Origin of the sequence: Thiofilum flexile DSM 14609, assembly GCF_000380185.1 — a bacterium.
GTDB lineage: Bacteria > Pseudomonadota > Gammaproteobacteria > Thiotrichales > Thiotrichaceae > Thiofilum > Thiofilum flexile.
On the sequence record NZ_KB904760.1, the window covers coordinates 12263 to 36778 of the forward strand.

Here is a 24516-nt window from a genome sequence, read left to right on the forward strand (position 1 = left end):
ACTTAGAATAAAGTCTCCCTATTGAGTCCCATGATAAGAGGAACTACCGGCTATGTCACAATCTACCACTAACAGCACTTCAGGCTTTAGCACGCGGCGTAAAAGTTACGCCGTTTGGGAAACGACACTTAAATGTAATCTAGCTTGCTCTCATTGCGGCTCACGGGCAGGTGAAGCACGCGTCAATGAGCTATCTACGGCGGAATCGTTTGATTTAGTCCGTCAAATGGCTGAGGTAGGCATTACAGAAGTGACTATGATTGGGGGTGAGGCCTTTCTACGCTCCGATTGGCTCGACATAGCCGAGGAAATCACCCGTCAGGGGATGATTTGCTCCATGACGACGGGAGGTTATGGGATTAACCGTAACACTGCTCAACGCATGAAAGATGCCGGAATCAATCAAGTCTCGGTATCCGTGGATGGCATGAGACAAACTCATGATAAATTGCGCGGCAAGATTGGTTCATGGCGCTATGCCTTTGAAACAATGGAGCACTTTAATGCAGTGGGGCTTTATTTTGGCGCAAATACTCAGGTCAATCGCCTCTCCGCCCCCGAATTTCCTCTATTATTTCAAGCGTTGATTGATGCAGGCGCTAAGGCTTGGCAAATCCAAATGACCGTACCCATGGGGAATGCTGCCGATAATTCTGACATTCTAATGCAGCCCTATGAATTACTAGCGTTTCACCCACTGCTCGCTCAGTTAGCTAAGCGTGGCTATAAACAAGGTTTTTACGTACAGCCCGGCAATAACTATGGCTATTACGGCCCTTATGATCGGATGTTGCGGGGGTTTGGACGCGAAACCGAGTTTAGTTTTTGGCGCGGCTGTAATGCAGGCTTGAGTACCATTGGTATTGAGGCTGATGGCACGATTAAAGGTTGCCCTTCCCTTCCCACGGCTGCCTATTCAGGGGGATCGATTCGGGACGCTTCCTTAGTCGAAATACTGACCGAACGGGATGAACTAACCTTTAATCTCAAGGCTGGTACAGCAGAAGGTACTGCTCATCTTTGGGGCTTTTGCAAAACCTGTGATTTTGCCGCCTTGTGTCGGGGTGCCTGTAACTGGACAGCACATGTATTCTTTGATCAACGGGGTAATAATCCCTATTGTCATCATCGCGCCCTCGTGAATGCCGCCAATGGGGTACGTGAAGAAGTCATGATTCGCCGCAAAGCAAATGGCTTACCGTTTGATAATGGCGTATTTGATTTAAATACCTCAGCCTTCGATGCACCTTTAACGGATGATCCTATGCGCTTTGAAGTGGAGAAGGTTCAATGGCCTGAGGCATGGTTACAAGATAATCCCCACCTCAGTGCTGAGCTTAAACAAGAAGTACAACGCAATATTGATACTATGCGCAAAGCTCAACAGGCTCGTAAACCCTCTCTGAGTACAACCACTATTTAAACCACTCGATTGAATCAAGGATTGAATACTCAATCCTTGAACTCTCTAACTATTAGCCAAAACCTCAGTTCGAATTAGTTCCTCGCACTGCGAAGCAATTTCTTTACGGTTTAATCCCTGCGTTTCTAAGGGTGCTAAGAAATGCACTTGAGCCTTAAAACGTGGTAATGCGGTGATCGTCCAAATATTGTGGAGCAATGATTGCTTGCCTATATAGGGTACTGATGCTAGCGCATTACCTGCCTGATCGGTGTAGCGTAATACTATGGGCTGCACAGGGGTTCCCGTATCCAAAGCAGGAGCAAAAATACGCGCAAAAAAGCGATTGACATTTTTACCGTCGGTCGTGGTACCTTCTGGAAATAAGGCCACACAATCACCTTGTAATAAGGCCTGACGTACCTCTTCGGCTGCGGCATCACCGGATTGTCCCCGATCAATATATAAAGTCCCTGCACGGGTGGCTAGCCAACCAATAATAGGCCAGCGTTTGACTTCAACTTTAGACAAAAAACGCGGCTCACCGACCCCACCTAATACCCCAATATCCAGCCACGACACATGATTGGCTACCCATAATACCCGCCCTAGCACTGGCTCCCCCCTAATGACTAGCTCGGCTCCAGTACAATAGGCCAGACGCCTTAGCCACCATTTTCTAGTGCGCTTTAAGACCTCATGCTCATAGGTTTTACGCAATATGACCGTTAACAGTACGGCTAAACTCACCCCAATCAACAAATGCACTAACAAGGCGCTCAAACGTAATAGACGACGGATAAATGACATAAAAACCGTTCTTTTATTTTTCAAAATAAACATTATGAGTGGAGCCAATCAGCACGGCAAATAATTTTTTAATCCCTCAAGGAGAGATTCTGCGCGTGTCATGAAACTGTCATATTTAGCCCCTACACTGCGCTCATCTTAGTTTCGGAATCGATGGAGATTTTCCGTATGAAATCATTAGCATGGCTCGTTGCGGCTGGTTTATTCATGGGTGTAGGTGCTGCTCAAGCGCGTGATAATATTGAAATTGTTGGCTCATCTACCGTTTATCCCTTTTCTACCACAGTGGCAGAAAATTACGCTAAAAAAACCGGCAACCCTGCTCCTAAAGTGGAGTCAACCGGCACCGGCGGTGGGATGAAATTATTCTGCTCTGGAGCCGGTGTTGATACGCCTGATATTAGCAATGCCTCCCGTCGCATTAAAGAATCCGAATTAGAAACCTGTAAGAAAAATGGGATAAATCCCGTAGAAGTTAAAGTGGGTTATGACGGTATTGCTATCGCTAATGCGAAGGAAGCCCCCACCTTTACTATTACCCGTAAAGAATTATTCCTAGCTTTAGCGAAAGAAGTTCCTCAAGAGGATGGTACTTTAGCCCCGAATAAATTCACCACTTGGAACGAAATAGACGCAAAACTACCTGCTACCAAGATTGAAGTCTTAGGTCCTCCACCTACCTCAGGTACGCGTGATGCCTTTGTGGAAATGGTCATGCATGTCGGTTGTAAAGAGTTCGCATGGGTAAAAGACCTCGAAAAAACGGATGAGAAAAAATTTAAAGCAATTTGTGAATCCATTCGTGAAGACGGTCACTATGTAGAAGCCGGTGAAAATGACAATCTCATTGTACAAAAATTACAATCTAATAAAGATGCTTTAGGCATTTTCGGCTTTAGCTTCTTAGATCAAAATAGCGATAAAGTAAAAGGGGCTAATGTCGATGGCGTAGAAATCTCTTTTGACTCTATTGCAGCCGGTCAATATCCGGTCTCACGTCCCCTATATATGTATGTAAAGAAAGAGCATGTTGGTACAGTTAAGGGGATTGAGGACTTTTTAGCTGAATTTACTAGCGATGCGGCTTGGGGCGATGAGGGTTATCTAACCGATAAAGGCATGATTCCTATGCCTACTGAGGAACGTGCTAAATTTGCTGCTGATGCTAAAGCGCTGACCGCTTTATCTGGCTTATAAATGTTGCAAATAATAATCTAATGATCCAAAGGATTGGATTTTATCTTACTTGGCAGGGTAGTGATTAGCTATCCTGCTTTTTTAGTTTTCAATACTTCCCTTTTATTGGTGAATCAATGAATACAACCAATATTTTATTAACCTTGCTGTTATTAATAGGTTTTAGCTATGTAATAGGGCGTAAACGCTCACTAGCACTAGCAAAGCCTAATGCTCCTAGCAAGGGTAATAACCTACACTCCCTACCTAGTTATTATGGCTACTTAGTAGCTATTTGGTGTGGTATTCCAGCCATTGCTATTTTATTGCTTTGGAATGTTTTTAGTACTCCTATTGCCAATAGCTTAGTCACTAATAGCCTACCGGCTGAAATACAAAGCCAAGCCCCTGAGCAAATTGGTCTATTTATCAACCGTATTCACAGTGCAGTGAATCAGGGCAATATTCAAGAACTCACCGACCCCGTACAAAAACAAGCTGCCGAGCATTATCAGCATATTCTCAATATTAGTAAAATGGCTAAAACGGTTTTAGTATTAGTCATAGCACTCTTAGGCATATATTTGGGTTTACGGATGATTAAGCCCGAATTACGCGCCCGGAATAAGGTGGAAAAATTTGCTACCTTTATGATGGCCTCCTGTGCCTCTATTGCCATATTGACCACCGTGGGTATTGTCTTTTCGGTACTTTTTGAATCGATTCGCTTTTTCCATGATGTATCGATTATTGACTTTTTATTCGGTACTCATTGGAGTCCACAAACCGCTTTAAGAGCTGATCAAGTCGGTAGCTCTGGTAGTTTTGGTTTTATCCCATTATTAACCGGAACCTTATTAATTTCCGCCATTGCCTTATTAGTAGCTGTACCCTTAGGGTTAATGTCGGCGATTTATTTATCCGAATATGCCTCTAAAACGGTGCGGAATATTGTAAAACCCGCTTTAGAAGTCTTAGCCGGTATTCCGACCGTAGTGTACGGCTTTTTTGCTGCCCTTACGGTTGCCCCCTTTGTGCGCGATGCCGGAGCCGCCTTAGGCTTAAATGTAGCCTCTGAAAGTGCGCTCGCAGCGGGGGTGGTCATGGGGATTATGATTATTCCTTTTATGTCCTCACTGTCTGATGATGTGATTAATGCCGTACCTCAATCCATGCGCGATGGCTCTTATGGCATGGGTGCGACCCAATCGGAGACGATTAAACAAGTCATTATTCCCGCCGCTCTGCCCGGCATTGTGGGTGCCTTTTTATTAGCGGCCTCACGTGCGATTGGAGAAACTATGATTGTAGTGATGGCAGCCGGTATGTCCGCTAATCTCACCATGAATCCACTAGAAGCCGTCACCACAGTCACCGTGCAAATCGTCGCCCTTTTGACGGGAGATCAAGAATTTGATAGTACCAAAACCTTAGCCGCGTTTGCCTTAGGTTTAACCCTATTCTTAATGACTCTAGTCTTAAATGTAATTGCCCTCCACATTGTACGTAAATACCGTGAACAATATGACTAATCTAACTCCCCCCGCTACAAGTGCAACGACTGAGAAAGTAAAGCTTGGTTTGCAAAAACGTTATAGTCGTGAAAAGCGTTTTCGCTGGTATGGTATTATCTCTATCGTCGTTAGCTTATTTTTTCTGATTGTATTACTAGCTGATATTACCTATAAGGCTCTACCGGCTTTTACTCATCATTATATTCAACTCGATATTGATTTTAATGCTGAAAAGCTAGGGATTAGCGCACAATCCACACCAGAACAATTACGTCGCGCTGATTATAGTATTTTAGTAAATGATGCATTGATAAAGCAATTCCCGAATGTCACAGGACGCCAAGAAAAACGTGCTTTAAAAAATATTGTCAGCTCTAATGCCCCCTATCGTTTACAGGCCATGGTATTAGAAAACCCCAGCTTACTCGGTACTAAACAAGCCATTTGGTTTTTAAGCAATGATGATAGCGATATTTACTATAAAGACGGTAATGAGCGCTTAAAGCCTTATGAAACACAATGGCTAGATACTTTAAAAGCAGAAGGCCGCGTAGATAATCGTTTTAACAGTACGCTGTTCACTAATGGCGATTCACGTGAACCAGAGCAGGCCGGTATTTTAAGTGCCTTAGTAGGCTCCTTCTTTACCATTGCCTTGACTTTAAGCTTATCCTTCCCTATTGGCTTAGCGGCTGCTATTTATTTAGAAGAATTTTCCCCTAAAAATAACTTTTGGGTGGATTTAATCGAGGTGAATATTAATAACCTCGCCGCCGTGCCTTCTATTGTTTTTGGCTTATTAGGTTTGGCAGTATTTATTCAGTTTTTTGGTGTACCGCGCTCTACTCCACTGGTGGGCAGTTTGGTGCTTACCTTAATTACTTTACCCACGATTATTATTGCGAGTCGAGCGGCGATTAAGTCTGTACCTCCCTCTATACGCGAAGCAGCACTGGGCTTAGGTGCCTCTAAGGTGCAAACGGTGTTTCACCATGTAGTTCCCTTAGCTATGCCCGGTGTTTTAACCGGAACGATTATTGGCATGGCACATGCTTTAGGTGAAACAGCTCCACTCCTGATGATTGGTATGGTCGCTTTTATTATTGATGTTCCCAGCAATTTAACGGATCCAGCGGCGGTCTTACCCGTACAAATCTACTTATGGGCCGATAGCCCAGAGCGGGCTTTTGTCGCTAAAACATCAGCAGCTATTTTAATTTTATTGGTGTTTTTAGTGTGTATGAACCTATTAGCTGTTATTTTAAGAAAACGCTTTGAGAGACGTTGGTAATCCTATGAGTACTATTACGAGTTCAACCCCTATGTTAGATGCGACTGCTCGTGCCGAAGGTCGTGAAGAGTTTTCGGCTGCGATTACCCATACTGTTGGCAAACCCTTCTTAGAAGATGCTAAGTTTAAGACCCGTGATGTGAATGTTTTTTATGCGGGCGCTAAACAAGCTATTTTTGATGTCGATTTAGATATCGGACGGAATGAAGTTATTGCCATGATTGGCCCTTCAGGATGCGGTAAATCCACCTTTTTACGCTGCCTGAATCGCATGAATGACACGATTCAAGATGCAAAAGTCACAGGTCAGCTATTATTAGATGGTATGGATATTTATTCTAAGGAACTAGATCCTGTTTTACTCCGTGCGCGGGTAGGGATGGTCTTCCAAAAACCGAATCCTTTCCCTAAGTCGATTTATGATAATGTCGCTTATGGCCCGCGCTTGCATGGTCTCGCGGCTAATCGCTCTGAACTAGATGAAATTGTCGAAGAAAGCTTGCGAAAAGCGGGGCTATTTAATGAGGTTAAGGATCGTCTTAACTCACCCGGCACGGGTCTTTCTGGCGGGCAGCAGCAACGCTTATGTATTGCGCGTACCATTGCGGTTAGCCCTGAGGTGATTCTGATGGATGAACCGACTTCAGCACTAGACCCGATCGCGACAGCAACGATTGAGGAGCTGATTGAGGAGTTACGCCAATCGTTTACGATTTGTATTGTCACTCACTCAATGCAACAGGCTGCGCGGATTTCACAACGCACAGCTTATTTCCACTTGGGGAAACTGGTAGAGGTGAATGATACCAATACCGTCTTCACCAACCCATCACATCAATTAACAGAAAATTATATTACCGGACGTTTCGGTTAAGTTTGGGGTAGATAGTATGGAGATTACACAACATACCTCTCACGCCTATAGTCATGAGTTAGAGGTTACTCGCACGCATGTACTGCAAATGGGCGGTCTAGTAGAGGAGCAACTGAGTAATGCGGTCAAAGCATTATTAGAGAAAGATAGCGAACTAGGGGCCGAGGTCGCACGCAATGACTATAAGGTTAATAAACTGGAGGTCGCTATTGATGAAGAATGTGCCCGTATTATTGCAAGGCGTCAGCCCGCTGCGATTGATTTAAGGTTAATTCTCGCTATTATTAAATCGATTACCGATTTAGAGCGTATTGGGGATGAAGCCGAGAAAATCGGGCGTTATGCCGCTGAGGCCTCTGAACACTTAGATGCTAATTTAATACTAGCCTTACGTCATCTATGTGATCATGTCATCATTATGTTACGGGATACCTTGGATGCCTTTGCGCGGATTGACTCTGAGCGTGCCATGCAGGTAGCGGAAACGGATTTAGCCATTGACCGTGAGTTTGAGGCAATCTATCGGCAATTGATTACCCTCATGATGGAAGATCCGCGCAATATCAAACACAGTCTTAATGTTGTCTGGTGCGCACGTGCTTTAGAGCGTATTGGGGATCATTGCTGTAATATTTGTGAGTATGTGATTTATCTTGTGAATGGTAAAGACATCCGTCATACCAGCAAAGAAGAGATTAAGGCGATTATTGCCAATACGCCAATGAGAAAATTGACTTAGCCCACAATCGGCTAATAAGTAGGTATACCAAAGTAGTCGGGTATTTCCTCCGCAGCCGCTGTGAATACTTCCCTGTACGCTACAAGGCGGCATCCTTGCCGCCAAGACTGCTCCAGAAATACCCGACCACTTTGGCTCAAGTACTTATGCAGATAAGGGCAGTCCTTAACAGGGCTACCCTTATTCAAGATCTACTAACTAAACATCCCTTTGAGCATAAAGAAGAATAAAATCGAGAGTATCGCGCCCATGGGTAAAGTCACCATCCATGATAATAAAATACCGCCCATCACCCGCAAATCAATAGCGGCAATCCCTCTGGCAATCCCGACCCCTAATACCGCTCCGACTAGGGTATGTGTAGTCGAAATAGGAATACCTGTATAAGACGCCATAACTACGGTTAACGCCGTACCAAATTCAGCCGAAAAGCCACGTGTTGGAGTTAGTTCGGTAATTTCCGTCCCTACGGTTGCAATCACCTTATAGCCTAGAGTCGCTAAACCAATCACAATCCCAATCGCACCGACCAATAAAATCCACGAAGGAACTGCAGCCTTAGCCTCCACGGCTCCGCTTTGCACCACACTTAAAACAGCCGCCATCGGGCCTACAGCATTCGCTACATCATTAGAACCGTGGGCAAACGCCATAGCAGAGGCAGTGAAAATCATCATGACCGCAAAAATTCGCTCGACATTGGCATACTGAGAACCCCGACGTGCCGTGGTACTATTGGTATCGGCAGTCTTGAGCTTGACGCGATTAATTAATAAATAGCCGATTAATGCTACAATCATCCCCATCCCTAAAGCGACGGCTAATTCAGCCTCATTGCTAAAATGGACTCCGACATATTTCAGCCCTTTCTTTAATGTCAATAAAGATAAAATAAAGCCCACTAAAAATAGATATAAGGGGCCAAAACGACGCGCATTTTCGAGTGGATTAGGCGTATCAATAATCAACTTTTGAATACTCATAAACACCGCAAAGGCCATGATTCCCGCCAATAGCGGAGAAAATACCCAGCTCATTGCAATGGAGGCAACATTGCCCCAATCCACCGCATGTGTCCCGACTCCAACAGCGGCGAATCCGACAATCGCCCCCACAATCGTATGCGTGGTGGAAACAGGCCAGCCTTGTTGAGTAGCGACTAATAACCATACTCCCGCCGCCAATAACGACGCGAGCATCCCCCACACCACCAGATCAGGGTGAGCGGCAAAAGCCTCTGGCTGTACCAAACCTTTGCGGATGGTTTCGGTCACTTCTGCACCGGCTAAATAAGCACCAGCAAACTCAAAAATGGCGGCAATAATCAAGGCTTGTTTAATGGTAATGGCCTTAGAACCGACCGAAGTCGCCATAGCATTGGCGACATCATTCGCACCAATCCCCCAAGCCATAAATAAGCCAAATACGGCGGCTAATAGAATATAAAGGTTCATACCCTCAAAGATAAAATCCATTAGAGCACTCCTTAATTGGCTAACATAAGCTGTAAACGACTGCCCACACGCTGAGCATCATCGGCGACATTGCCCATCCAATCGATTAAGCGATAGGTGAACATGACATCGGTTGGACGTAGGGAATCCTCTAAACTAAATAGTTGCTGACGTAACTTAGCTTGCATCTGATCGGTTTCGTTTTCGATTTTATCCAAGGTCTGAATCATCGCTTCGACATGGCCTACTTCACGCCCTCTAAAGCCACTTTCTAATAAATCATCTAACTCATTAATAATTTCTAGTGCTTGCTTTACGGCATCGGTGCAGCGCATGGTAAACTGTAAAAACGGTTCTTGTAGGGTAGTGTCTAACACCATTTTTCGCCCGACGATTAAGCCGGCAACGTCCTTAGCAAGATTAATGATTTTATCCTGCATGAGTAGCACATCTAGCAAATCACGGCGATCCATGGGCATGAATAAACTGCGCGGTAAGTGGTGGCGTAGGGCTTTTTTCATGACATCGGCGGCATGCTCACTCGCTACAATTTTTTGATGGGCGGCGACTACTGCGGCTTCGTCTTTGTGGTTCATGGCTTGCACAAGAGGTACTAAGTGTGTGATACCTTCATAGACACCCGCCATGTGCTCTTGTAGTGGTCGAATGGGGGACTTACCGAATAGACTCGATATATAACTCTTAGCGACCATAATTCACCTCTCTTAAGGTTGGGGTAAGTGGCGCATTATCTGCAACTTAGTAAGGGAATAAAAGGCTTATGACCATTTTGTTATACCAAATCGCAAACGCTTTGTTGCGCGATCAAATAATATTAACGTCTAGCACATTATTGATCACTCCAATAGGAAAGCTCTCTTGAATAATAGTGTAGTGATCATTGGCGGGGGGCCTGCGGGACTCATGGCGGCGGAGCAAATCCTACAAGCGGGCTTTAAGGTCGATTTATACGATGCCATGCCTACCGTGGGGCGTAAGTTTTTGCTGGCGGGTATTGGCGGGCTGAATATTACTCACTCGGAGCCTTTGGCAACTTTCGTAACTCGCTATGGAGCAAGTGAAGCACAGCTCACTCCCCTCTTACAACAGTTTGATAACCAAGCTTTGCGAGCATGGTGTCAGGATTTAGGGATTGAAACTTTTGTTGGTAGTTCAGGGCGCGTGTTTCCAAAAGAAATGAAGGCAGCCCCTTTATTACGTACTTGGCTAGCTCGCCTCAAACGTCAAGGGCTACAGCTACACACCCGTCATCGTTGGCTCGGTTGGAATGAGGCTCAGGAGATTATTTTACAAAACACCGAGACAACCTTCACACGTCCGTATCAGGCATTAGTGCTGGCATTAGGTGGGGCGAGTTGGAAAAAGCTCGGCAGTGATGGTGCGTGGTATCCACTCCTCGCCGCAAAAAACGTGGCACTTCATCCTTTTCAGCCTGCTAATTGTGGGTTTTTAGTGAATTGGAGCGAGTACCTAAAAGAACATTGTGCGGGTCAACCACTCAAATCCATTACCTTAAGCTTTACCGATCTAGAGCAACAGACTGAAACCCGCAAAGGCGAACTCATGCTCACCTCACGCGGGGTTGAGGGTAGTCTGATTTATGCTTTTTCAGCGCGTTTGCGGGATTACTTGCTACATCATGGCTCAGCCACGTTTTATCTAGACCTTTGCCCTGATTATACTCAAGAGGCACTGATACGGCTGTTACAAGCGAAACCGCAAGCTAAAAGTTGGGGGGCTTATCTCAAAGCTAAGCTTAAATTAGATAAGGCTAAAAGCACTTTATTTTTTGAGTATCTGACTCAACCGACGGACATTACCAGCATGTGTCAACTCTTGAAACATCTGCCTATTACGGTGACAGCAACCACACCGTTAGATGAGGCGATTAGTACCGCAGGTGGCGTGAGTTGGGAGGCTCTAGATAGTGATCTACAGCTTAAAGCATTGCCCAAGGTTTTTTGTGTGGGCGAGATGCTCGATTGGGAAGCTCCCACCGGCGGGTATTTGCTTAATGCCTGTTTCGCCAGTGGCAAACAAGGCGGGTTAGGGGTGGTTAGGCAGTTAACTGCTGCTGATTGAAACTAACGCCTTTTATTTCTTCTCTATCTATCCTAGAATGTATTTCAATTGAAATACATTTCGAGAAAAGTCACATGAAAACCGCTATTATCAATGCTAGGGTAGTTCCCGAACTCAAACAGGATGTGGAAGACATTCTGTCTCGCCTAGGTATCACCACTACCCAAGCTATTGTTATGTACTTTGAGCAAATCAAACTCAATAACGGCATTCCCTTTGCCCTGCGTCTCCCTAATGAAGAAACCATTGCAGCAATGAAGGCTGCTCGTAGCGAAAAAGGTGAACCTGTTACCCTTGATCAACTACGCGATAGCCTCACCTAATGGCGCTTTCACTTACGCGGCTGAAATCCTTTATTAAGGACAGCGAAAAAATCAAACTCACTGATAAACATTTTACTCGGTTTGTGGAATACCTTTATTTGCTATCCCAAGAGCATCCCCTACCTGCAGAAGCCAAAGACCACGCGCTCAATGGCGAATGGGTAGACTTTAGAGAGTTTCATATTAGCGGCGATGTGCTAGTGATCTATCGCATTGAAAATGATTCAGTCAAACTAGTACGGATTGGTAGCCACAGTCAACTATTTGGTTGAGAAGGTATATATTTACATTGCTCACCCTTATTTTCTTTTTAATGATGTTTTCTTAGTATTAATTAGACTAAGATATACTTTTCCAGTAGTTATTGCATCATCATAAGCTCTATGAAAATTAATACCTTTAATATCAAAATAAAAAGCAAGATCCTGTAGTTTATGACTTGTCAAATGTGGGAGTTTTCTACGTGCTAAATCCAATGTATCAATAAAATGATTCTCTATAATAAAACCATATTTATCTGCATAACGCTTTATAAATCTCTCATCAAAACTTTTATTATGAACAACAATATCCAAATTATTAATAAATCTCATAAAACGAGGAAAAACATAGTCCATTGTCGGTCTGCCAATAAGCATTTGATTAGTAATACCTGTTATTTTTTCTACTAATGGAGGAATAGTTCTATCTGAATAAATCAATCCTCCAAACTTTCTTTTAGCATAGCCATTCTCAAATAAAATAGCAGCTATCTCAATAATCTCATCATTATTAGAAAATCCTGTAGTTTCAATATCAACTACTACAAATACACCACCACGCCTTATCTTTTTAACCTTCTCAGCATTGGTAATTTTATGCGAATGCTGCTTGCTATGACAAACAACGCATAAAGTTATCAAGTTATTCAAATTATGAGTACCACAATAATCCAAGTGGATGATATGGTGAACATCTAACCCTCTGTGTTGGTAAGTTTCGCCACATAGCTGACACTGGTGTTTGTCTCGCTTTAAAATTGCTAAATTTACCTTCTTGCGCTCATCATCTAACAATCTTTCTAAAACACTACCATCCCCAGTTATAAACCCAAGATGATAAGCCCTAATAAGTTTTGCTATCCAAGCAATACCAAAAGTGAAAGTTTCTGAATTGTAGTTATTAATTATAATACGCTTGAATAGCAAACTATTTGCATCATCCTTATCATTAACAATAGATTCTATCCAACTCGATAGCTTTTCATCAATATATTGACTTTTATTAGCTATAAAATTATCACGCTCAATTTTAAGCTTCTCCAATAAAAGCAATACATCTTTCTTATTTTGCTGATAGATTTTTATTTCATAATGGTATAAATTATCAAAAACCGACATTTGTGTTTTAAATATTTTTTCTTTATTAAATATAGACCAATACATACCTTTTAAAATACCAATACTATTTTTAGTCTCTACCTCTGCTAGCCTCATAACCTCATCCATGTTTGGCTCTTTGGGGAGTAATGGCATTGATTTTAAAGAGTATCTACCTTCAGTAATTTCGTACTCATAGTTAAACTCAACTATATCATTTTTATACTCATTAATAATTGACTCAATGGTAAAAATACTCCATTGTGCTGAGCGAAGCATTTTTCCATATTTATTAATATCATTAATACATCTTTGACATATAGAAATATTATCAATAGTAAACTTTACTATTGTGAAATTTAGGCAAATACTGCAATAGTCATGACTCATATACTAATTCATAACACATCTTAATGACTGGTTAAGACTGCAATATGCCAACTAATTACTGGCTAGACAATAGTCATTATGCTCAAACCTAAGAATCATCAATACAAATCTTAAGAAAATTTTAATTCTATTAAATTATTAGCACTTTTTGGGTAGCTCTCCTTGGTTTTGCTCACAGTACATGCCTCAAAACAAGATCATGTACCGTAATTTGTACCGTGTAACAGGCTATGTAATCAAGTGTAACAACTCATTCAGAGCTTATTAAATCAATAAGTTACACAGCCTGTAAAACACTATGATCTATTCCGGACGCATATGTGGGAATAAGATCACATCGCGGATCGACGGTGCATTAGTAAACAACATCACCAAGCGATCAATACCAATCCCTTCGCCTGCGGTCGGTGGCATACCATACTCTAGCGCCCGCACGAAATCGGCATCGTAAAACATCGCTTCATCATCCCCCGCCTCTTTCTCACGCACCTGCTGTAAGAAACGCTCGGCTTGATCCTCGGCATCATTTAATTCCGAAAAACCATTGCCAATCTCACGCCCACCGATATAAAACTCAAAGCGGTCTGTGACAAAAGGATTACCATCCTTAGCCCGCGCTAAAGGTGACACTTCTGCCGGATGCTCCATGACAAAGGTAGGCTGTTGCAATAAATGCTCAACGGTTTCCTCGAAAATAGCGATTTGCACCTTACCCAAACCATCACTCTCTTTGACGTGAATCTGTTTACGTTTGGCGACTTCGCGGGCGGATTCAAGGTTATCAATCTGCTCAGCGGTTACCTCAGGATTGTATTTTAAAATCGCATCCCGAATTGTAATACGCTCAAAGGGCTTAGCAAAATCAAATACTTGATCTTGATATTTGACCTCAGTTGTACCTAATAAATCCTGTGCTAGCCCTTTAAATAGGCTCTCGGTTAAATCCATCAGATCGTGATACGTCGCATAGGCTTGGTAAAACTCAATCATGGTAAACTCAGGGTTATGGCGTACCGATACCCCTTCATTACGGAAATTGCGATTAATTTCAAATACCCGCTCAAAGCCGCCTACGACTAAGCGCTTGAGGTATAATTCCGGTGCAATCCGTAAATACATCGCCATATCAAGCGCATTATGATGTGTCACAAACGGACGCGCCGCAGCCCCGCCTGGAATCACTTGCAGCATAGGCGTTTCGACTTCTAAGTATTCGCGTTGAATAAAGAAGTTACGAATATAGCTAATGATTTTAGAGCGCATACGGAAGGTATGGCGCGACTCATCATTCATAATCAGATCGAGATAACGTTGACGATAACGCTGCTCTTGATCAGTCAGGCCATGAAACTTTTCGGGCAATGAGCGCAACGCTTTAGTCAGTAAACGAATGCTTTTGACTTTAACCGATAATTCGCCCGTTTTAGTCTTAAATAGCACACCTTCTGCGCTAATGATGTCGCCTAAATCCCAATGCGCAAAGTCATGAAAAGCTTCTTCGCCCAAGGTATTTTGCTGTACATAGAGCTGAATTCGCCCTGAAGTATCGGACAGCGTGACAAAGCTAGCTTTACCCATCATGCGACGCAACATGATACGTCCGGCGACAGTCACTGGGATGGTATTAGCTTCAAACCATTCCTTGTCATGTTCGCCATACTGAGCGGCTAGTTCAGCCGCTTTATGCTCACGCACGACCTCATTAGGAAAAGCATTCCCTTTTGCCCGTAAAGCTTTCAATTTTTCACGGCGCTGCGCCATGAGTTGATTATCATCGTGATGATCGTGATTAGTCGTTTCACTCATTGTATTTAATCCGTTTTAGAGTCCGCTTTTGAGGCTGGCTTCAATAAAGCGATCAAGGTCGCCATCGAGTACTGCTTGGGTATTAGAGGTTTCAACACCAGTACGTAGGTCTTTAATGCGCGATTGATCCAACACATAAGAACGTATTTGGCTGCCCCAACCCACATCTGACTTGGTTTCTTCTAAGGCTTGCTTTTCTGCATTACGCTTGAGTAGCTCTAACTCATAGAGCTTGGCGCGTAGCTGCTTCATGGCAGTGTCTTTGTTTTGGTGTTGAGAGCGTCCGTTTTGACACTGCACTACCGTATTGGTCGGTAAATGGGTAATACGTACCGCTGACTCAGTACGGTTAACGTGCTGCCCACCTGCACCCGATGCCCGATAGACGTCAATGCGTAAATCAGCCGGATTAATATCAATTTCAATATTGTCATCAATCTCAGGGGCCACAAACACACCTGCAAAGGATGTATGCCGTGCTCCAGCGGAGCTAAACGGTGACTTACGTACTAAGCGATGCACACCCGTTTCGGTTCTAAGCCAACCAAAAGCATATTCACCCTCAAAGCTAATCGTGGCACTTTTAATCCCCGCCACATCGCCCGGAGAAACCTCGATGAGTTCGGTTTTAAAGCCTTTAGCCTCACCCCAGCGCAAATACATGCGCAAGATCATTTCAGCCCAATCTTGTGCCTCGGTGCCACCCGCACCAGACTGAATATCAAGGAAGGCATTATTCGGGTCTAATTCACCGGAAAACATACGCTGAAATTCAAGCTTTTCCACTTGCTCTTGAATACCATTAAGCTCGGTATTCACCGCCTCGACGGTATCCTCATCTTGCTCAGCTTCCGCCATTTCGAGAAGTTCATTCGCATCACTGAGTGCTGTGGTCATTTTATTAATGCCACCGACAATCGTGTCTAATAAGACCCGCTCCTTACCCAAGGCTTGAGCGCGGTCGGGATTATTCCAAATGCTAGGGTCTTCTAACTCGCGGCTGACTTCTTCTAAACGCTCAGATTTGACCTCAAAGTCAAAGATACCCCCTCAGCGCCTCAATACGCTCTTGCAGATCTCTGATACGGCTATAAATCGGATTGAGTTCCATGTTAATTCACACTTTATCTACTAATAAAAAGAGCTGGGGATAATACCAAGCTATTCAATAAACTGTAAGCCATTTGGCATTTACCTTGCATAATTAACCCTGTTAAGCCTAAGACTTTTTAACCTGAATGACGGAGACTAACTATGACTCATGCAGTAGATGAGCAGTTGCCAATCGGGCAATTAGCAACCTTAGGGTTGCAACATGTTTTAGTCATGTATGCAGGCGCTATTGCAGTACCTCTGATTGTAGGTAAAGCATTACAACTCAACTCTGAACAAATTGCCCTGTTAATTTCGGCAGATTTATTTGTCTGCGGGATTGCTACTTTAATTCAATCATTAGGCGCTACCCAATGGTTTGGGATTCGCTTACCCGTAATGATGGGGGTTACTTTTGCTGCCGTAGGCCCTATGGTCGCTATGGCTAAAAACACGCCCGGAATGGAAGGTGCCCAACAAATCTTTGGTGCCATTATTGGTGCCGGGATTATTTCCATCCTCATTGCCCCAATAGTAAGCCGGTTATTACGCTTTTTCCCTCCTTTAGTGACTGGAACGATTATTTTAGTGATTGGTATTACCCTCATGCGCATCGGGATTAATTGGATTTTTGGTAATCCGGTCGGCCCTACAGCCCCCAATATTGTTAATCCAGAATATGCTCAATGGTTAGAGACCGTAAAAGCTGCTGCGGGTACAACTATTCCTCCTGCTCCAGAAGGACTGGCTTTAGCGGCGAGTGTACCTAATCCTAAATACGCTACCCTGACTAATATCAGTATTTCAGCCCTAGTATTACTCTCTATTTTACTCATTGCTAAATATGCCAAAGGCTTTTTAGCCAATATTGCGGTATTACTAGGGATTATCATTGGCGGGGTATTCGCAACCTTATTAGGCATGATGACTTTTGAAAAGGTCGCGCATGCGTCTTGGTTTGCTTTAATCAAACCTTTGCAATTTGGCATGCCTATTTTTGATCCCTTGCTCATTTTGACTATGACCTTAGTCATGATTGTGGTCATGATTGAATCAACAGGTATGTTTCTCGCCTTAGGTGCTATGACCGGGCGCTCGGTTGATCAACCAGCTTTAGCGCGTGGTTTACGCACCGATGGTTTAGGTACCTTAATTGGCGGCCTATTCAATACTTTCCCCTATACCAGCTTCTCCCAGAATGTCGGCTTAGTGGCGGTAACAGGTATTAAAAGCCGTTTTGTTTGTGTCATGGGCGGGGTTATTCTAATCCTATTGGGCTTAACGCCTAAAATAGGCGCTTTAGTTGAATCCCTACCGATTGCGGTATTAGGCGGAGCGGGTTTAGTTATGTTTGGTATGGTGGCTACAACTGGCATTCGGATTTTGGCGAGTGTGGATTTTAGCAATCGTCATAATGCCCTGATTGTCGCGGTGTCTATTGGTATAGGCATGATTCCACTGATTGCCCCTAATTTTAAACAATGGTTGCCTCACGCTATTCACCCCTTAATTGAGTCGGGTATTATACTAGCCTCATTTAGTGCTGTGTTATTAAATTTATTTTTTAATGGCGCTCAAAAGGATTTAACTGCAATACTCCACGCGAGTGCTCAGAGCGATGCAGTATAGCCTGATAATATATTAATCTATTTTTATAAAAAAATCTTATTATTCTACTCGGCTACCTATTAGAGTCGAGTAGTCTAAAAATCACCCTACTCTTTTTTAATTCCCCTAAGCCAATAAAAAGGCTTAAAATACCTCCGCTTGCCGAGGGACAGAATAATCAATGTACTTGATATTCTATTTTATCTTTTATTTTTAAGAGACATTCCACTATGTCAAAAACCCCAAATGCATCGAGTAAAGTAATCGGGCGAATCAGAAGAATTAATGAAGCAAAAATTCTAAAAGCAGCCGAATTAGAGTTTGCCGAGCAAGGCTATCAAGGGTCTAGTATTAATAAAATTGCTCAACGTGCCGAACTACCTAAAGCCAATATTCATTATTATTTTGGGAGTAAGCAGGAGCTTTATCTCAAAGTCCTCGAAACTACCCATAAACTATGGGATCAAACCCTCAATGATTTTAAGCCCGAAGATGATCCCCACCAAGTGCTGAGCACTTATATCCAGCATAAAATGGCGTTGGCTCAATCTCACCCTCTCGCCTCACGTATTTTTGCCAAGGAAGTTTTAAGTGGCGCACCCGAATTAAAGCTGTACTTAGACAAAGGCTATAAGGAGTGGTTTCAGGGACGTGTTGCGGTCATTGAGGCTTGGATTGAACAAGGCAAAATACGCCCGATTAATCCGGTACATTTTATTTTTTTACTGTGGGCGACGACCCAGCATTATGCAGATTTTGAGACTCAGATTTTAGCCGCAATGGGTAAGCGTAAACTCACGCAAAAAGATTACGATCTGGCTAGCCAGACCTTAATTGAGGTGATTTTAAAAGGTTGTGGTTTAACCACTCAAGCCTAAAACCTAGAGAGTAGTAATAACTACTCTCTAATGCTAAGAAGCTCTTTCAGCTTATAGACGTTCAAAGATGGCAGCAATACCTTGACCACCACCAATACACATGGTGACGAGGGCATATTTGCCATTAACACGTTGTAGCTCATACAGGGCTTTAGTGGCAATAAACGCACCAGAGCAACCGACCGGATGACCTAACGCAATTGCGCCGCCATTCGGATTGGTTTTGGCTGGATCTAAACCTAAACCACGAGTTACCGCAATCGCTTGAGCTGCAAACGCTTCGTTAGATTCAATGACATCCATTTGATCTAAGCTTAAGCCTGCTTTTTTCAGTGCAGCTTGAGTGGCAGGGATAGGGCCTTCACCCATAATGTGATTCGGTACACCCGCGACCGCATAAGACACTAAACGCGCCATCGGTTTGTGGCCTGCTTTGGCGGCTACATCAGCAGCAGCTAAAACAAAGAATGCCGCGCCATCATTGATACCAGAGGCATTACCGGCTGTAACAGTACCATCCTTTTTAAAGGCTGGACGCATTTTAGCAAGGGATTCCATGGTAGTATCCGCACGACCATGCTCGTCTTGAGCGAAGGTGACTTCACCTTTTTTGGTCTTTTTAACAATCGGTACGATTTGTGACACAAAGCGTCCCTCAGCAATCGCTGCTGCAGCACGACGTTGTGATTCAACCGCAAACGCATCTTGCTCTTCACGGGTAATACCCCATTTTTCAGCTAGATTTTCAGCGGTAATACCCATGTGACCTGCGCCAAACGGGTCAGTCAATACGGAAACCATCGCATCAAATGCGGTGCTATCACCCATACGCGCACCTGAACGTAAGGCCGGTAGCATATAAGTACCGCGTGACATCACCTCGACACCACCGCCAATACCATAGTCCGTGTCACCTAACATAATATTTTGGGCGCTAGTCACAATGGCTTGTAGACCGGAAGAACATAGACGATTCAATTGCATAGCAACGGAATCCATAGGAAGACCTGCATTAATAGACGCTACCCGTGATACATAAGCATAACGACTATCAGTAGGAATACAGGTACCTACGGTGACATAATTGATCTGTTGTGGATCAACATCAGAACGTGCAACCGCTTCTTTCATCACGATTCCGCCTAATTCAGCAGGTTCCATATCAGATAAAGACCCACCAAAAGCACCAATCGCTGAACGCACTGCACTAAGAACAACAACTTCTCTGCTCATGTAACACTCCTCATAGTTAAACGTTAGCAAGCTAAGAAAGCTAAGGGTAAAGTCAAACCCAATGAATAACAACTAGCCCATCGATTTTTTTGTTATGATTCTATGAAAATGTCGACAAACTATAAGGTTAGCAAGGCAATACGATAAAGATTACCTTGCTTTTTTATATCCTAATATACCTAATACAAACGGGGTTGTGGCGTGCTAGACTGCATAAACCACTGACTCACAGAAGTCCCTAATTGCTCAGAGATTTTTTGGTAAAAATCTTTTTCAGCGGTAAAGTTAACCATGACTGGCGCTTTGACCACTTCGCGAGCTACATAGCGCTCATCACCAATCTCATCGATTAAGCCCAAATCCTTTGCACCTTCACCCGTCCAAATCAAGCCAGTGAATAGGTCGGGATTATCTTTTAAACGCTTACCACGTCCCTCTTTCACTACATCAATAAACTGCTGATGGGTCATATTGAGCAAAGTTTTAATATGTTCTACTTCTTTAGGATTCTCAGGCAAGAAAGGATCAAGCATACCCTTGTTTTCCCCTGCCGTGATTAAGCGCCGCTCAATCCCTAATTTATTCATCGCCTCCACAAAACCAAAATTATCCATGCGTACCCCAATGGAACCCACAAGGCTGGCTTTATCGGCATAAATCTTGTCGGCGGCTACCGCAATGTAATAACCACCAGAGGCGCAAATATCAGATATCACAGCATAAATAGGAATATCCTCATGTAAAGTTTTGAGGCGGCGAATTTCATCATTGATTTGCCCCGCTTGTACTGGGCTACCACCGGGGCTATTAATCCGTAGCAATACCGCTTTGGTTTTAGGGTTCTCAAAGGCTTTGCGCAGGGAAGGAATGACCAGATCCGCACTCGCATCAGCCTCATCCATAATCACCCCTTTAATATCCACCACAGCAGTAATCGCCGAGGCTTTGGCGGTGGTGTCACTCTTATCCGAACCCAATAAGCCGGCAATAAAGACTCCTCCTATTACCAACAAATAGCCCCAAAACAATAGCTTAAAGAAGATACCCCAACGCCGCGACCGACGCTGTTCTTTAAGTCCTTCTAGCGCAATGGTTTTTAAAGCATCAATAGCCTGTGTATTGTTTTCATTATCCATATTAGCGAACTGAATCCTGTGTTATTCGTGATTATCAAATGTAAATACGTCATTTTTCCCTATTGTACCTTACAATAGGCGCTACTCTAATTTTTATGCCAAGCAGATTATGACCGATCAACGCCTCATCCTCACCGTGACGCAGCTTAATAATGAAGTTAATCAATTGCTCAAGCAATCCCTTCCCCCACTTTGGGTCGAAGGTGAGATTTCTAATTTAGTGCGTGCTAGTTCCGGTCACTATTATTTTACTCTCAAAGATGCCAGCGCCCAATTACGTTGTGCTTTATTTAAAGGGCGGCCTTTAGCTTTTAAGCCTGAAAATGGACAACAAGTGCTAGCTTTTGGTCATACCGGTTTATACGAGCCACGCGGTGATTATCAGTTTGTCGTGAATCAATTAGAAATAGCGGGCATTGGCGCACTACAAATCCAATTTGAAGCATTAAAGCGCCGTCTGAATGAAGAGGGTTTATTTGCCACTGAACATAAAAAACCCTTACCCCTAATCCCTAAAACAATTGGCGTTATCACCTCGCCGACTGGAGCAGCAATTCGCGATATTTTAAATGTATTACGCCGCCGTTGCCCACACATTCCTGTGTTAATTTATCCGGTATTAGTACAAGGCCATTTAGCTGCGGAACAAATTATTAAAGCCATCGCTCAAGCTAATCATACTAAACATTGTGAGGTATTAATTTTAGCACGAGGCGGGGGATCGATTGAAGATTTATGGCCTTTTAATGAGGAAAGTGTCGCGCGTGCTCTATATAAAAGTGCTATTCCCATCGTGACGGGTATTGGGCATGAAATTGATTTTACAATTGCCGATTTTGTGGCAGATCGTAGAGCACCGACGCCTTCCGCCGCAGCCGAATTAGTAGGGCCTGAAATTGAAGCATGGCGCAGCACGATTAATCAGTGGTCTACACGCCTACAACGCAGTTGGAGAAGATTACTACAAACTAAAACACAACAGCTCCAGCAACTCACTACCCGCTTAGGTCAGCAAAATCCTGAACATCAATTACAGCAAAAAACCCAGCGCCTAGATGAATTAGAACAACGCTTACAAGCCAGTATAGTACGCCTCTTAGCTCAAAAACGAGCTGAAACCAAGCAACTCACTACTCGCCTCAATACTCAAACACCTACGAAACGCATACTGCAATCTCAGCAACACATTAGCCAATTACAACAGCACTTAACGCGCAGTATGGAATATCACCTCACCCAAAACCAAACGCGGCTGCAATCCTTAGCGGCTCAATTACAGGCTTTGAGTCCCTTGAATACTTTAGGGCGAGGCTATGCCATTGTGCAGAATGCTAATCAGGAAATAGTCAGAAGCACCCAACAAGTGCAGATCGGGGAAACACTCACCCTCCAACTGCAAGAGGGTATTATCAACAGTGTCGTGACTAGGAAATAACCAAAAAGTCAGCGGGTATTGCTGGAGCAGTCTTGGCGGCATGAATGCCGCCTTGTAGCGTACATGGATGTATTATTCGGCGCATCCTTGCGCCTCTCTGGCTGGCGTGAAAAATCGTTCCTGACGATTTTTTTACAGCGGCTACGGAAGCAATACCCGCTGACTTTTTTATCCCAGTTTGCAGCTTTATGCTAACGCTGTTGAATCAACCAGCAAGCATGAATTTTAGGATTACGCTCGAAATCGACCGGCAGGGACTTCTGATGATAATCTGTGACCTGATAACGCTCGGAGATAATTGGGTCTAGCTTAAAGCGGCGAAAATTATTAGAAAATACTAATATCCCATTAGGATTAAGTATTTTCATCGCTTGATTAATCAGCCATACCTGATCGCGCTGTATATCAAAATCCGCTCGCATGCGTTTAGAGTTACTAAAGGTCGGCGGATCGAGGAAAATAATGTCGTAACGATGTGGGCATACGGGCAGCCATTCGGTCACATCGTCTTGAATAAAACGGTAATTTTCTACTGGTAAATTATTCAGGCGAAAATTGTCTTCTGCCCAATCGAGGTAGGTAGCCGACATATCCACACTATCGACTCGTACTGCGCCCCCTAAAGCCGCATGTACACTCACCGCTCCGGTATAGCAAAACAAATTTAAGACATGCTTATGTTTAGCGTTTTGCTGCATCCATAAACGCATCGGGCGATGATCGAGAAATAGGCCGGTATCTAAGTAGTCGACTAAGTTTACTTTAAACTGAGCACCCTGCTCGAATACTGTCAGGGACTGCCCTGCACTCCCTAAACGCTGATATTGCTCTAGCCCCTTTTGCATACGGCGCTGTTTAAGCACAATCCGCTCAGGTGGTACATTCAATACTTCTGGTAAGGTATTCAGCGCTAATTGTAAGCGCCGCTCAGCCACTTCAGGCTCAATGGTACTAGGGGCTGCATATTCTTGCACATGCAGCCAGTCGCCATAACGATCTATCGCTATGGCATACTCTGGTATATCAGCATCATAAATCCGATAAGCATTGGTTTGACCCGATTTAATAAAACCTTTGAGCTTACGCAGATTTTTTTGTAAGCGATTGGCTAAATCCGGTGCAATCTCTACTGCCTCTGCTAATGATGCTGTCTCAACCATACCTTAGACGCCTTGTACCAGTGCATCAGGTAGACCTAGTGCCTGTTGTAGTTGGGCTAGATAAGCTTTTTCTGCTTCACTTTCTTCACCTACAACCACTTTAGAAACCAGATAGATCTCAATCGCAGCAGCCTTATCGTCATGGGCTAGTGCTGCAATATCGTTAACACTAGTCGGTTTAGTCATTTCGCTAAGAATCAGGTTATTGAGTTGATCGCCTAATTCATAATTTTTTAGTTGATCACGAATGGTGGTTAATTCAGCTTGATCAACATGGCCATCAGCTTTAGCAGCCGCAATCATGACCTTTAATAAGGTTTCAGGATCAAGACGAGTAGCCTCTACGGTATCTTGAGCGGCTGGTAAGGCAGGAGGTGCAGCGGTAGTAGACGCATCAGCCGCTTGTGCGGTATTGCCCCCTAATTGGCCAGATTGCCATTTTTGGTACATTTGATACGCCATACCGGCTAAAGCAGTTACACTACCTACTTTCAGAGCGGTTGAAGTAGCACCTCTACCCCGTTGAGTACCCAATAACAAGGCTAATACCCCAGCCGCCATCGCGCCTGTTTTCAGTTTCGCCATAGGGTCATCGCTATTGTTAATACCTTTCAGTTGATCTTGTGCCATAGACTGCCCTTTTTGAGCCATGTCTTTGCCAGTTTTTAAGAATTGATCGACTAAATTTGCAATATCCATTATCTCTTCCTTTCCACTTTGGGTAAAAGTTGACA

At 43.7% G+C, this 24516-nt stretch carries 22 protein-coding genes; 12 read left to right on the top strand and 10 right to left on the bottom strand.

Annotated features, from left to right (window positions below; translation table 11 throughout):
• Positions 1-52: 52 nt before the first annotated feature.
• Entirely contained in the window at positions 53-1423 is a 1371-nt protein-coding gene (locus A3IK_RS0107950; RefSeq protein WP_020559451.1) for a radical SAM/SPASM domain-containing protein, read from the top strand.
• Positions 1424-1468: 45 nt separating this feature from the next.
• Here A3IK_RS0107950 and A3IK_RS0107955 read toward each other — a convergent pair whose 3' ends face one another.
• The gene (locus A3IK_RS0107955; RefSeq protein ID WP_020559452.1) at positions 1469-2212 is read right to left on the bottom strand and encodes a lysophospholipid acyltransferase family protein; all 744 of its coding nucleotides are present in this window, start codon (positions 2210-2212) and stop codon (positions 1469-1471) included.
• Between the two features lie 168 nt (positions 2213-2380).
• On the opposite strand from A3IK_RS0107955, the gene A3IK_RS0107960 reads away from it, so the two are divergent.
• The 5 genes from A3IK_RS0107960 (at position 2381) to phoU (ending at position 7806) form a co-directional block, all read left to right on the top strand.
• On the top strand, positions 2381-3409 hold the full coding sequence (locus tag A3IK_RS0107960; RefSeq protein ID WP_020559453.1) for a PstS family phosphate ABC transporter substrate-binding protein: 1029 nt from the start codon (positions 2381-2383) through the stop codon (positions 3407-3409).
• Positions 3410-3525: 116 nt separating this feature from the next.
• The gene (gene pstC, locus A3IK_RS0107965; protein WP_020559454.1) at positions 3526-4920 is read left to right on the top strand and encodes a phosphate ABC transporter permease subunit PstC; all 1395 of its coding nucleotides are present in this window, start codon (positions 3526-3528) and stop codon (positions 4918-4920) included.
• Positions 4913-6193: a phosphate ABC transporter permease PstA gene (gene pstA, locus A3IK_RS0107970; RefSeq protein ID WP_020559455.1), complete on the top strand. Its 1281-nt coding sequence runs from the start codon at positions 4913-4915 to the stop codon at positions 6191-6193. The genes pstC and pstA overlap by 8 nt, the downstream gene beginning before the upstream one ends.
• 4 nt (positions 6194-6197) lie before the next feature.
• Entirely contained in the window at positions 6198-7067 is an 870-nt protein-coding gene (gene pstB, locus A3IK_RS0107975) for a phosphate ABC transporter ATP-binding protein PstB (RefSeq protein WP_083915697.1), read from the top strand.
• A 16-nt stretch (positions 7068-7083) separates the two neighbouring features.
• Positions 7084-7806: a phosphate signaling complex protein PhoU gene (gene phoU / locus A3IK_RS0107980; protein ID WP_020559457.1), complete on the top strand. Its 723-nt coding sequence runs from the start codon at positions 7084-7086 to the stop codon at positions 7804-7806.
• A gap of 194 nt (positions 7807-8000) precedes the next feature.
• On the opposite strand, the gene A3IK_RS0107985 is transcribed toward phoU, so the two are convergent.
• A complete protein-coding gene (locus tag A3IK_RS0107985; protein WP_020559458.1) occupies positions 8001-9281 on the bottom strand; it encodes an inorganic phosphate transporter in 1281 nt (426 codons plus the stop codon).
• 11 nt (positions 9282-9292) lie between these two features.
• The gene (locus A3IK_RS0107990) at positions 9293-9973 is read right to left on the bottom strand and encodes a TIGR00153 family protein (RefSeq protein ID WP_020559459.1); all 681 of its coding nucleotides are present in this window, start codon (positions 9971-9973) and stop codon (positions 9293-9295) included.
• Positions 9974-10139: 166 nt separating this feature from the next.
• Between A3IK_RS0107990 and A3IK_RS0107995 the strand changes: the two genes are divergently transcribed.
• From A3IK_RS0107995 to A3IK_RS0108005, 3 genes are all read left to right on the top strand, one after another.
• Entirely contained in the window at positions 10140-11363 is a 1224-nt protein-coding gene (locus A3IK_RS0107995; RefSeq protein WP_020559460.1) for a BaiN/RdsA family NAD(P)/FAD-dependent oxidoreductase, read from the top strand.
• Between the two features lie 74 nt (positions 11364-11437).
• A complete protein-coding gene (locus A3IK_RS0108000) occupies positions 11438-11686 on the top strand; it encodes a type II toxin-antitoxin system RelB/DinJ family antitoxin (RefSeq protein ID WP_020559461.1) in 249 nt (82 codons plus the stop codon).
• Positions 11686-11958 (top strand): type II toxin-antitoxin system RelE/ParE family toxin, encoded by a 273-nt coding sequence (locus A3IK_RS0108005; RefSeq protein WP_020559462.1) that lies wholly within the window; start codon positions 11686-11688, stop codon positions 11956-11958. Before A3IK_RS0108000 ends, A3IK_RS0108005 begins: the two co-directional genes overlap by 1 nt.
• 27 nt (positions 11959-11985) lie before the next feature.
• Here A3IK_RS0108005 and A3IK_RS20275 read toward each other — a convergent pair whose 3' ends face one another.
• From A3IK_RS20275 to prfB, 3 genes are all read right to left on the bottom strand, one after another.
• Positions 11986-13434 carry an exonuclease domain-containing protein gene (locus A3IK_RS20275; protein ID WP_020559463.1) on the bottom strand — a complete coding sequence of 483 codons (1449 nt, stop codon included), beginning with the start codon at positions 13432-13434 and terminating at the stop codon, positions 11986-11988.
• Between the two features lie 303 nt (positions 13435-13737).
• Entirely contained in the window at positions 13738-15240 is a 1503-nt protein-coding gene (gene lysS / locus A3IK_RS0108015) for a lysine--tRNA ligase (RefSeq protein WP_020559464.1), read from the bottom strand.
• A 15-nt stretch (positions 15241-15255) separates the two neighbouring features.
• Positions 15256-16351, bottom strand: a protein-coding gene (gene prfB / locus A3IK_RS0108020) for a peptide chain release factor 2 (RefSeq protein ID WP_110690365.1) whose coding sequence is annotated in 2 segments (ribosomal slippage) — positions 15256-16278 and positions 16280-16351 — 1095 coding nt in all. Because the reading frame shifts where the segments join, the coding sequence is not laid out codon by codon here.
• Between the two features lie 143 nt (positions 16352-16494).
• Here prfB and A3IK_RS0108025 point away from each other — a divergent pair.
• Positions 16495-17961, top strand: coding sequence for a nucleobase:cation symporter-2 family protein (locus tag A3IK_RS0108025; protein WP_020559466.1), 1467 nt, complete (start codon positions 16495-16497; stop codon positions 17959-17961).
• Positions 17962-18170: 209 nt separating this feature from the next.
• On the top strand, positions 18171-18818 hold the full coding sequence (locus tag A3IK_RS0108030; RefSeq protein WP_020559467.1) for a TetR/AcrR family transcriptional regulator: 648 nt from the start codon (positions 18171-18173) through the stop codon (positions 18816-18818).
• Positions 18819-18869: 51 nt separating this feature from the next.
• Here A3IK_RS0108030 and A3IK_RS0108035 read toward each other — a convergent pair whose 3' ends face one another.
• Complete coding sequence (locus A3IK_RS0108035) at positions 18870-20051, bottom strand: acetyl-CoA C-acyltransferase family protein (RefSeq protein ID WP_020559468.1); 1182 nt, start codon at positions 20049-20051, stop codon at positions 18870-18872.
• A 179-nt stretch (positions 20052-20230) separates the two neighbouring features.
• Positions 20231-21187, bottom strand: coding sequence for a signal peptide peptidase SppA (sppA, locus tag A3IK_RS0108040; protein ID WP_020559469.1), 957 nt, complete (start codon positions 21185-21187; stop codon positions 20231-20233).
• Between the two features lie 109 nt (positions 21188-21296).
• On the opposite strand from sppA, the gene xseA reads away from it, so the two are divergent.
• Complete coding sequence (xseA, locus tag A3IK_RS0108045; RefSeq protein WP_020559470.1) at positions 21297-22622, top strand: exodeoxyribonuclease VII large subunit; 1326 nt, start codon at positions 21297-21299, stop codon at positions 22620-22622.
• Between the two features lie 191 nt (positions 22623-22813).
• On the opposite strand, the gene rlmKL is transcribed toward xseA, so the two are convergent.
• Positions 22814-23782, bottom strand: coding sequence for a bifunctional 23S rRNA (guanine(2069)-N(7))-methyltransferase RlmK/23S rRNA (guanine(2445)-N(2))-methyltransferase RlmL (gene rlmKL / locus A3IK_RS18880; protein WP_020559471.1), 969 nt, complete (start codon positions 23780-23782; stop codon positions 22814-22816).
• Between the two features lie 3 nt (positions 23783-23785).
• Complete coding sequence (locus tag A3IK_RS0108055; RefSeq protein WP_020559472.1) at positions 23786-24481, bottom strand: tellurite resistance TerB family protein; 696 nt, start codon at positions 24479-24481, stop codon at positions 23786-23788.
• Positions 24482-24516 lie beyond the last annotated feature (35 nt).